Annotated in this window: 8 protein-coding genes; 4 read left to right on the top strand and 4 right to left on the bottom strand. The window is 66.3% G+C overall.

The annotated features are described in order from the left end of the window. Positions 1 to 1,633: multifunctional oxoglutarate decarboxylase/oxoglutarate dehydrogenase thiamine pyrophosphate-binding subunit/dihydrolipoyllysine-residue succinyltransferase subunit (locus M7H19_RS12470; protein ID WP_298180950.1), on the top strand; the 1,633-nt coding region annotated here is incomplete at its 5' end. A gap of 394 nt (positions 1,634 to 2,027) precedes the next feature. Continuing rightward, positions 2,028 to 3,404, top strand: coding sequence for an NAD(P)/FAD-dependent oxidoreductase (locus tag M7H19_RS12465; protein WP_298180949.1), 1,377 nt, complete (start codon positions 2,028 to 2,030; stop codon positions 3,402 to 3,404). 178 nt (positions 3,405 to 3,582) lie between these two features. Here the strand turns inward: M7H19_RS12465 and M7H19_RS12460 are convergent, their stop codons facing one another. Further along, the gene (locus M7H19_RS12460) at positions 3,583 to 5,142 is read right to left on the bottom strand and encodes a S8 family peptidase (protein ID WP_298180948.1); all 1,560 of its coding nucleotides are present in this window, start codon (positions 5,140 to 5,142) and stop codon (positions 3,583 to 3,585) included. Positions 5,143 to 5,435: 293 nt separating this feature from the next. Between M7H19_RS12460 and M7H19_RS12455 the strand changes: the two genes are divergently transcribed. Further along, positions 5,436 to 6,836, top strand: a complete 1,401-nt coding sequence (locus M7H19_RS12455; RefSeq protein ID WP_298180947.1) for a bis-aminopropyl spermidine synthase family protein — start codon at positions 5,436 to 5,438, stop codon at positions 6,834 to 6,836. 10 nt (positions 6,837 to 6,846) lie between these two features. On the opposite strand, the gene M7H19_RS12450 is transcribed toward M7H19_RS12455, so the two are convergent. Next, positions 6,847 to 7,347 (bottom strand): hypothetical protein, encoded by a 501-nt coding sequence (locus tag M7H19_RS12450; RefSeq protein WP_298180946.1) that lies wholly within the window; start codon positions 7,345 to 7,347, stop codon positions 6,847 to 6,849. Between the two features lie 147 nt (positions 7,348 to 7,494). Continuing rightward, the gene (locus M7H19_RS12445) at positions 7,495 to 8,673 is read right to left on the bottom strand and encodes an NADP-dependent malic enzyme (protein ID WP_298180945.1); all 1,179 of its coding nucleotides are present in this window, start codon (positions 8,671 to 8,673) and stop codon (positions 7,495 to 7,497) included. 328 nt (positions 8,674 to 9,001) lie between these two features. Here M7H19_RS12445 and rfbC point away from each other — a divergent pair, with 328 nt between their 5' ends. Continuing rightward, positions 9,002 to 9,610 (top strand): dTDP-4-dehydrorhamnose 3,5-epimerase, encoded by a 609-nt coding sequence (gene rfbC / locus M7H19_RS12440; protein WP_298180944.1) that lies wholly within the window; start codon positions 9,002 to 9,004, stop codon positions 9,608 to 9,610. A gap of 28 nt (positions 9,611 to 9,638) precedes the next feature. On the opposite strand, the gene M7H19_RS12435 is transcribed toward rfbC, so the two are convergent. Continuing rightward, positions 9,639 to 9,768 (bottom strand): GMC oxidoreductase (locus M7H19_RS12435; RefSeq protein ID WP_277068927.1); only part of this gene is annotated, 130 nt, incomplete at its 5' end.

Here is a 9,768-nt window from a genome sequence, read left to right as displayed (position 1 = left end):
CATCAACAACCAGGTCGGGTTCACCACCGCGCCCGAGCACGCCCGCTCGTCGCAGTACGCCACCGACGTGGCGAAGATGATCGGCGCGCCGATCTTCCACGTCAACGGCGACGACCCCGAGGCCGCCTACTGGGTGGCGCGCCTGGCCGTGGACTACCGCCAGACGTTCAACAAGGACGTCGTGATCGACATGATCTGCTACCGGCGCCGCGGTCACAACGAAGGCGACGACCCGTCGATGACCCAGCCGGGCATGTACGACATCATCGACGCCAAGCGCAGCGTCCGGAAGACCTACACCGAGGCGCTCATCGGCCGTGGCGACATCTCCATGGAGGAGGCCGAGGCCGCGCTGCGTGACTTCTCCACCCAGCTGGAACACGTGTTCAAGGAAGTCCGGGAACTGGAGAAGCACCCGATCGCGCCGAGCCCGTCGGTGGAGCAGCGGCAGCAGGTGCCGGCCCAGGTGCCGACCGCGGTGCCACGCGACGTCATCGAGCGCATCGGTGACGCGTTCGTCAGCCTGCCGGGAGGCTTCACCCCGCACCCGAGGGTCAAGCCGGTGCTCGAACGGCGACAGAAGATGTCGCGCGAGGGCAACATCGACTGGGCGTTCGGCGAGCTACTGGCGTTCGGTTCGCTGGCACTGGAAGGCCGCCTGGTGCGGCTGTCCGGCCAGGACTCACGTCGCGGCACGTTCACGCAGCGCCACGCGGTGCTGATCGACCGCAAGACGGGCGAGGAGTTCGCCCCGCTGCAGCACCTCTCCGACGACCAGGGCCGTGTCATGGTCTACGACTCGGCGCTGTCCGAGTACGCGGCCGTGGGCTTCGAGTACGGCTACTCGGTGGCCAACTCCGAGGCTCTGGTGATGTGGGAGGCGCAGTTCGGCGACTTCGTCAACGGCGCACAGACCGTCATCGACGAGTACATCTCGTCCGGTGAGGCGAAGTGGGGCCAGCTGTCCGACGTGGTGTTGCTGCTCCCGCACGGCCACGAGGGCCAGGGCCCCGACCACACGTCCGGCCGCATCGAGCGGTTCCTCCAGCTGTGTGCCGAGCACTCGATGACGGTGACGATGCCGTCCACCCCGGCGAACTACTTCCACCTGCTGCGCAGGCACGCGTTGGACGGCGTGAACCGGCCGCTGATCGTGTTCACCCCGAAGTCGATGCTGCGCAACAAGGCGGCGACGTCGGCGGTGGAGGACTTCACCGGCGACTCGAAGTTCCTGTCGGTCATCGGCGAGCAGGAGATCGACCCGGCCAACGCTCGCAAGCTGCTGCTGACCTCCGGCAAACTCTACTGGGAGCTGGTGGCGGAGCGGCGCAAGCGTGGTGCCGACGATGTGGCGATCGTCCGCATCGAGCAGTACTACCCGCTGCCGAAGAAGAAGCTGCGCGCCGAGATGGAGAAGTACAGCCACGTCGACAAGGTGCTCTGGGTGCAGGAGGAGCCGGAGAACCAGGGTGCCTGGCCGTTCTTCGGGCTGAACCTGCCGCGCAGGATGCCCGAGTCGTTCCCGCGTCTCGATGTCGTGGCACGTCGGCCGATGGCCGCGCCGTCGGCGGGCTCGTCCAAGGTGCACGAGGTCGAGCAGAAGGCGCTGATCGCCAAGGCCTTCGAGGACTGACCTCCACCGTCCGTTAGGAAACCACGACCGCCGGTCTCCCCGCTGGGGAGGCCGGCGGTCGGCTTTTCGGCACCGAATCGGCGAAAATACCCCGGAAAATACTTAAACAGATAAGAATAACATTGCCCAAATTGCCCACCTGACACCACCCCCCACTTTCTCAGGTTATTTTAAGAATTGATCCACGAAATCAGCGATGTGCATCACTTAGCACTGGATCATTTCACATCGATCGACCTATGGTCGGCCTGCGCGCCGATCGAACCGTCAGGGCTTTTTTCGGAACCTGATGCGCTTCTCGTCATCGAAGACGTAGACCGTTTCATGCGAACCTTCGGTGCGCGGCCTCGATTTTTCGGTGGCATGGAATTCACTCGACAAGAGAGGAAAGTACATGGCGTCGCGCGTCGCGGTGATCGGAGCAGGACCGGGTGGATTGGCTCAATTGCACGCTTTCGCAGAAGCGGGCAAGAACGGGGCCGAGCTGCCCGAATTGGTCTGCTTCGAGAAGCAGAGCGACTGGGGTGGAATGTGGAACTACACCTGGCGGACCGGAGTGGACGAGGCCGGCGACCCCGTGCATGCCAGCATGTACCGGCACCTGTGGTCGAACGGCCCCAAGGAGTGTCTTGAATTCGGGGACTACACGTTCGACGAGCACTTCGGTAAGCCGATCCCTTCGTACCCACCGCGCGAAGTCCTTTACGATTACGTTCTCGGCCGGGCCCGCAAGAACGACATTCGCAAATACATTCAATTCGAGACGGCAGTGCGGTGGGTCTCCCACAATGCCGAGAAGAACACCTTCACCGTCACCGTCGAGGAAGTAAAGACCGGGAAGACCCGCACCGAGGAATTCGATTACATCATCGTTTCCACCGGGCACTTCTCCGTCCCGAACATGCCGGATTTCCCCGGGTTCGAGCAGTTCCCCGGTCGGATCCTGCACTCGCACGACTTCCGCGACTCCCGCGAATTCGCCGGGCAGGACCTGCTCATCATCGGCAGCAGCTATTCGGCCGAAGACCTCGCTCTTCAGGTGAAGAAGTACGGTGCCAACTCGGTGACCATCAGCTACCGCACCGCCCCGATGGGATTCGCCTGGCCGGAGGGGATCACCGAGGTTCCGCTGCTCACCCGCCTGGACGGTGACACGGCCCATTTCGCCGACAGCAGCTCCCGGAAGGTGGACGCGATCCTGCTGTGCACCGGCTACCGGCACCACTTCCCGTTCCTTGAGAACAGCCTGCGCCTGCGTACCAAGAACGTCCTGTACCCGGACAACCTGTACAAGGGCGTCTTCTGGGTGGAGAACCCGAACCTGATGTACCTGGCGATGCAGGACCTGTACTACACGTTCACGTTGTTCGACGCGCAGGCCTGGTACGCCCGTGATTACGTGCTCGGCCGTGTCTCTCTCCCCTCCGCTGAACAGATGCGCGAGGAGATCGCCGGCTGGCGGTCCCGGGAGGAGGCGTTGTCCGGCATGGTGGACGCCGTCGAGTTCCAGGCCGAATACATTCGGGACCTCCTCCAGAACCTGGACTACCCGAAGTTCGACCTCGACATGACCGTGGAGCACTTCCGCACCTGGCTCGGCCACAAGCAGGAAAACATCATCGGCTACCGGGACAAGGGCGGCTTCGCCTCGCCCGTCACCGGCACCGTGTCGCCCGCGCTCCACACCCCCTGGTGGGAGGCGCTGGACGACTCGCCGGAAGCGTTCCTGGGCGAGCACGCCGGCAGCGGTTCCGGTGATGGCGCGAAGTAGCGGAGTCGAGTAGGAGACTAAGAGACGTTGAACGGAAGTCGACCCGGCCGCTTCCCCCGGATGAGAAAGGGGGCAGGCGGCCGGGTCGATCCGTGAACCGCTCCTTCACTCGTGTCCCGTCCGCACCGGGAGCGGTCACCGGTGCGGACGAGAGTTCGACGGCCTGTCAGTCAGTCACTCACGGAGTGAGCGTCCAGCTGTTGAGGTTGCCGGTGTCGCCGTAGTAGACGTCGGTCACCCGCAGCTGCCAGGTGCCGTCCGCCGGCGAGCTCGACGCGTCGACCGTGTAGGTCTCGTTCACATCCTCACGCCAGTCCCAGCCGTAGTCCTTCAGCCGGTGCGTGGTGCCATCCGGAGCCACGAGGTCGATCTGCAGGTCACCGCGGTAGGTGTGCTGGATGTCGACCTCCACCGTGGTGGTGGCGGAGGCCGCCCGGCCGCAGCCCTCGACCGTCACCGAACTGGTCGCGGTGGAACGGTCCCCGATGGCGACGCCGGTGTTGCTGGTCACGGGCTCACAGTCGGTGGGCTCGGGGTCGGGGGCGGTGCCGCCGTTGCCGGTGTAGAGCAGCACGTTCGGCGAACCGCTGCCCGGGTTGCCCACCACGCCGCTGGTGCCGTTGTCCACCAGCGCGTCCCTCACCTGCTGGGGGCTGGCCGACGGGTTGTCGGCCAGGTACAGCGCCGCCGCGCCCGCCACGTGCGGGGTGGCCATCGAGGTGCCGCTGATGGTGCTGGAGTCGGAGTCGCTGCCGATCCAGGCGGACGTGATGTCGCTGCCCGGGGCGAAGATGTCGACGCAGGTGCCGATGTTGGAGAAGCTCGACCGCGCGTCGGTGTTCGTGGTGGAGCCGACGGTGATGGCTTCCTCGGTCCTCGCCGGCGAGCTGTTGCAGGCGTCGGCGCCGTAGTCGTTACCCGCCGCCAGCGCGTAGGTGACACCCGCGTCGATCGAGCGACGCACCGCGTCGTCCACGGCGGTGGACGCGCCGCCGCCGAGGCTCATGTTCGCCACAGCCGGGCCGCTGGCGTTCTCGGTGACCCAGTCTATGCCGGCGATCACGGCGTCGTAGCTGCCGGAACCCTGGCAGTCGAGGACGCGGACACCGATCAGCTCGACACCCTTGGCCACGCCGTAGGAGCTGCCGCCGATGGTGCCCGCCACGTGCGTGCCGTGCCCGTTGCAGTCGTCGGCGTTGCTGTCGTTGTCGATGAAGTCGTATCCGTGCCGCGCGCGACCCTCGAAGTCGTCGTGCGTGATGCGGATACCGGTGTCGATGACGTAGGCCTCCACGTTGGAGGCTGTGGTGTCGTAGCTGTAGGTGTCGTCCAGCGGCAGGTCACGTTGGTCGACCCGGTCCAGTCCCCAGGACGGCGGGTTGGTCTGGTCCGCCATCGTGTGGTACATGCGGTTCTGTTCCACATAGGCCACACGAGGGTCGGCCGCCGCGCGCTTGGCCATGGTCTCGTTCATCGTGGCCGAGAAACCGTTGAGTGTGTGCTCGTAGACGTGTTCCACGTCGGCGCTGTGGCGGTCGGCGACGTCGGTGACCGACGACCCGTCCTTGAGCACGACGATGTAGCTGCCGTCGATGGCGTCTTCGGCGTTGGCTCCTAAGATGACGCCTTCCTGCGCGGCTGCGGGGAGGTTGCCTCCCAGCGCCGCGAGGACGGCGACCCCTGCGGTGATTCCGACACCGGCAAGGGTTCTGCCGCTGAACTTTCGATGCCCTCGCAAAGTTTCCTCCTACACGTTCCGGTGAACGTTGGGAGAACGTAAACTTGGGACGATTGCGACGAAAGCTCTTGTCTTACCGGGGCGTAAGCGGTATGTAGCACGTCTTTTCCGGGTGAAGTCGGGGAAGAACCACCCACCTGGGTCGGGCCGATAGTAGGGTCGCCTCCCTACTTCGGACGCGGTCCATTCGTCACTGTGCTTTCCTCGACGGTGATGCCCCACACGAGAAGCCGCGCTACGGCGGTGGAGGGCCTGAGCCGCACCAGCGCCGTTCGGTCTCTAGGCTCCCTGCTGTGGATTCCGGCCTCTACGCGCACCAGCATCGACTGGCGATAACCCTCCTGGCGGAGGACTGGCAAGAGTTCGACGACCTCGTGCGTATCACGGGACTCCCCCGTCGCTCGGTGGAAGAACTGCTCTCCGGCCTCGGCGACGATGTCGAACGGTCAGGTACGGCTCTGCGGTTGAGTCCCGGTACGGCCGACGGGCACCTGGCCGAGGTAGGCCGACCGGTATCACCGCGAACCGATCTGCTGGCGCGGATCGAACGGCATCTCGCCGACGTCCCCCCGCCGCTTCCCGCACTCGACCACGTCCAGGCCACCGCGGACACGGTGCTGCGCAGGGCGCTGTGGTTGGACGAACACTACGACCTCGGCCGCGTCACCGTGGTGTTCGTCGGCGACCACGACCTGACGTCGCTCGCCGTGCACGAACTCCGCGCTGACGCCGATCTCGCCGTGGTGGACGTCGACGACCGCGTGCTGGAACACATCGACCGACGCAGCGGCGGTACCGTCCTCACGGTGCACGCCGACCTGCGGTTCGGGCTGCCCCGAGCCGTGGCGGGCAAGGCCGACGTCGTGTTCAGCGACCCACCGTACACATCGGAGGGAATGACGCTGTTCGCGTCGAGGGCGATCGAGTGCCTCGCCGATCCGGCCCACGGACGGGTCCTGCTCGCCTACGGCTACAGCCCCCGCCACCCCACGCTGGGCCACCGAACACAGCGGGCACTGCTGAACCTCGGGTTGACGTTCGAGGCGATCCTGCCCGGTTTCCATCGGTACCACGGCGCGCAGGCCATCGGCGGCTCCGCCGATCTCTATGTCTGCCATCCCACTTCACGGGCGCGTAAGAAGGCGAGGAGCACGCAGGCCATCTACACGCACGGGCCGCGATCCGTGGAGTCCGCGAGCACTCCCGCGCCGTTACGCGAAGCCCTCATCGCCATCGCCGGCGAGGACGGCGCACAGGTCACGACGGTCGGACCCGACTGGTCGAAGCCGATCACGGCCGATCCGGGAACAGCCGTGGCGCTGGATCTCGACGGTGACCCGGGACCCTGGCTGCTGCGAGTATTGCTGGCGGTGAACGCCGAACGGGTCGCGGCACTGGTCCCCAACGCCCACCCCGACCTCGTCGACGCGGCCGCGCAGAGCGCGCTGATCGAACTGCTGGCCCCTAAATACCGGTTGCGGCTGCTGCGCAGCACACCCGATGACACTCATGCCGTGGTCGTCGCGGATCGCGTCGACACGCCCTCGGCGGTCCGTAAAGTGTGGACTCGCGCGCACGCACGCCTCGGCAATGTCTGGCCGGACGCCGCCGACGATGTCGCCGACCTGCGATTGATCGACCTGCCTCGACACCGGATCGTCGAAGTCCTCCACCGGCTGGGCGAAGCCGGGTGAACGCCGTGCCCTACCTTCGCCCGGCCGAAAGCGTCGACAACAGCAACGTCGCGCACCCGAGGACCAGACTGGGCAGTCCGGCCACCCCTCGGAACAGCACCAGCACGGCGAGATTCAGCACGATGCCGAGACAACACGCCGCGAACAACACCGACCCCCTGTGCCGCAGGGCCAGGGTCCCACCGCAGACATAGGCGGCGCCCACGAACAACGACACCACTCCGAGCATCACGACGATGCCGCCCGTGTCCCCACCCGTGCCCAGGGCCGCTTCGATCTCTCCTACCCGGGTGCCGCTGAGGAACCACAGCACACCCCCGAGAACTTCGAAGCCCGCCGTCACGAAACTCAGAACGACCGCACCGGTGAGCAAGCCCCGCCGCTGACTCGTGGGAGGAGCCTCGGTCGTCGACGGACCGGTCGGCGAAAGATTCGCCGACGACGGAGCGAACACGTCGTGCTGCTGCGGCACCCTTCGAGGGGCGCCGGGACCGTTCGAGCCTTCCGACATCGTTTCCCTCCGATTCGGGCGGCACCGCGCACGCGGCGGGACAGCAGCATAACCCGCCACGCCGACGTTCGGTCGCGATTCAAAGGACGACGGGGCGGCCGGTCGATCCGACGACCGGCCGCCCTCATCACCGTCTTCCCGGTCTTCTCAGCGCGTCGCCACGGTGGCGACACCGTCCGATTCAGCTGCCTTCGCCACCGACTTGGCCACCTCGGGGGCCACTCGCGGATCGAGCGGACTCGGCACGATGCGATCGGCGGCCAGCGAATCCGCCGCCACCGACACGATCGCCTCGGCAGCCGCGAGCTTCATGTTCTCGGTGATCGCGGTCGCACCGGCGTCCAGAGCACCCTTGAACACCCCGGGGAACGCCAACACGTTGTTGATCTGGTTCGGGAAGTCGCTGCGGCCCGTCGCCACCACCGCGGCGTGCTTCGCCGCGACCTCCGGGTGCACTTCCGGGTCGGGATTGGACAACGCGAAGACGATGGGGTCGGGCGCCATCGTGGCCAGCAGGCTCTCCTCCACCGTGGAGCTGGACAGCCCGAGGAAGACATCGGCCCCCTTGAGCGCTTCCGCGAGACCACCGCGCAGTCCCTGCGCGTTGGTGTTCTCCGCCAGATCCGCCTTGACCGCGTTCAGATTGTCCCGATCGCTGTGGATGATGCCCTTGGAGTCCAGGACCGTGACATCTCCCACGCCCGCGGCGCGCAGGATCTTGGCGCAGGCGACACCCGCCGCTCCGGCACCGGAGATGACGACCCGCTGGTCGCCCAGAGCCCGATCGAGCACCAGGTTGGCCCCTCGCAGCGCCGCCAACACCACGATCGCGGTGCCGTGCTGGTCGTCGTGCATCACGGGACAGTCCAGCGCCTCGATAAGCTTCGCCTCCAGCTCGAAGCAGCGTGGAGCCGACACGTCCTCCAAGTTCACCGCGCCGAACGAAGGCCGCAGTCGCACGAGTGTCTCGACGATCTCGTCGACATCGGTGGTGTCGAGCACCAGAGGGATCGAGTCCAGGCCCGCGAACGTCTTGAAGAGCACCGACTTGCCCTCCATGACGGGCAGCGACGCCTTTGCCCCAATGTCGCCGAGCCCGAGTACCGCCGTGCCGTCGCTCACCACGGCGACGAGGCGGTTCGCCCACGTGTAACGCGCGGCGAGCGCGGTGTCATCGGCGATGGCACGGCTGACCTGCGCTACCCCGGGCGTGTAGGCGATGGACAGGTCACGCGCCTGCGTGATTGGGTAGGTAGCGGCCACCGAGAGCTTGCCACCCTCGTGACCGGTGAAGATGTCTTCGTCGCTCACCTGAGCTTGGGACACGTCAATCTCCATCGAGAGAAACGGGGACACGGCGAAAAGCGCCCCCGGCGATGTGGGTTCCTCCACACGGCGAGCGGGACGCGGTAGCGCAACCTCGCCGACGAGGCGTCCGTCGAAGCCCGTGGTGAAGGTGGGTCCTGGACACCGTGGCCGCGGACGCAGCGGTTCGCCCAGTGTGGCAGCACAAGTGTGGGTTGTGTCGCGAAGGTGCGTTTGAGATCACAGAAAAAGTACCCTTTCGGCTGGTAAGAGGCTTAATAGCAAGACGACCATCCGGCTTTTATGGGCGCTCCTCGCAGCGGGCGCGGCGCGTTTTAAGCTGTCGCGCATGGACGTGCGCGAGCTGGCCGTGAGGGATGCCTACGAATTCGTTCCGCCCACCTTTCCCGACCGGCGGGGCCTTTTCGTGGCCCCGTACCAGGAAGCCGCGTTCGTCGAGGCGGTGGGCCATCGCCTCACCGTGGCGCAGACGAACAACAATGTTTCGCGCCGGGGAACGATCCGTGGCGTCCACTTCCGCGACACCCCTCCCGGCCAGGCCAAGTACGTGTACTGCTCACACGGGGCGCTGCTCGACGTTGTGGTGGACCTCCGGGTCGGTTCGCCCACGTTCGGACAGTGGGACGCCGTGCGGCTCGACAGCGTGGACGCGCGCTGCGTCTACCTCGCCGAAGGCCTCGGGCACGCGTTCATGGCGCTCGAGGACGGCACCGTCATGACGTACCTGTGCTCCACGGGATACGAACCGTCCGCGGAACACGGCATCACCCCGCTCGATCCCGAACTGAACCTGCCCTGGCCGTCCGACGTCGAACCGGTGCTGTCGGACAAGGACGCCACGGCCCCCACGCTCGCGCAGGCGCTCGAGGCCGGCATTCTGCCCCGCTACGAGGACTGCCTCGCCCACTACGAACGACTGCGTAAGTCCGAGGGCTGACCACCGGTCGTACTCCCGGAAGGCGTGGTCAACGCAGGTCCTCGGCGAGGATCCGCTCGATGTTGCGCTCGGCCAACGCGGTGATGGTGAGGAATGGGTTGACGCCGATGTTGCCGGGCACCAGGGAGCCGTCGGTGACGTAGAGACGGCGCTGTCCC

The sequence above is a fragment of the Saccharomonospora sp. genome (assembly GCF_027317685.1).
Lineage (GTDB): Bacteria > Actinomycetota > Actinomycetes > Mycobacteriales > Pseudonocardiaceae > Saccharomonospora.
The sequence above is the reverse complement of the archived record's forward strand: the minus strand, read 5'-3'. Positions and strand labels throughout refer to the sequence as shown.